The organism is Brevibacillus sp. LEMMJ03 (assembly GCF_007197875.1).
Lineage (GTDB): Bacteria > Bacillota > Bacilli > Brevibacillales > Brevibacillaceae > Brevibacillus > Brevibacillus thermoruber.
In genome coordinates this window covers 1-422 of sequence record NZ_VKJN01000090.1, presented here as the reverse complement: position 1 = coordinate 422, position 422 = coordinate 1, and the positions used below count along the sequence as shown (strand labels likewise).

Genomic DNA, 422 nt, shown 5'->3' with positions numbered 1-422 from the left:
GGCCCGTTGGTGAAGTGGTTTAACACAGCAGCCTTTCACGCTGTCATACAGGGGTTCGAATCCCCTACGGGTCACCATAGCAATACGTACCTGGATCATGGGATCCGGGCCCGCAAAGGAATCGGAGTTTGTCTGGAAGCACCGGTTCGCTTTGCGGGGAGACGTGGAGGCTTAGCTCAGCTGGGAGAGCATCTGCCTTACAAGCAGAGGGTCGGCGGTTCGATCCCGTCAGCCTCCACCATTACTGCAGAATGATTATCGTCGCGGGATGGAGCAGTCCGGTAGCTCGTCGGGCTCATAACCCGAAGGTCGCAGGTTCAAATCCTGCTCCCGCAACCAAATATGGAGCTGTGGTGAAGCTGGAGTTCACGCCGGTCTGTCACACCGGAGGTCGCGGGTTCGAGTCCCGTCAGCTCCGCCAG

The 422-nt window shown here is 58.5% G+C and carries 4 tRNA genes; all 4 read left to right on the top strand.

The window, feature by feature from the left end:
- Positions 1–77 (top strand) — tRNA-Glu (locus FOI68_RS22940).
- 88 nt (positions 78–165) lie between these two features.
- A tRNA-Val gene (locus FOI68_RS22935) sits at positions 166–241 on the top strand.
- A 21-nt stretch (positions 242–262) separates the two neighbouring features.
- Positions 263–339: transfer RNA gene (locus FOI68_RS22930), tRNA-Met, on the top strand.
- 5 nt (positions 340–344) lie between these two features.
- A tRNA-Asp gene (locus tag FOI68_RS22925) sits at positions 345–421 on the top strand.
- Position 422 lies beyond the last annotated feature (1 nt).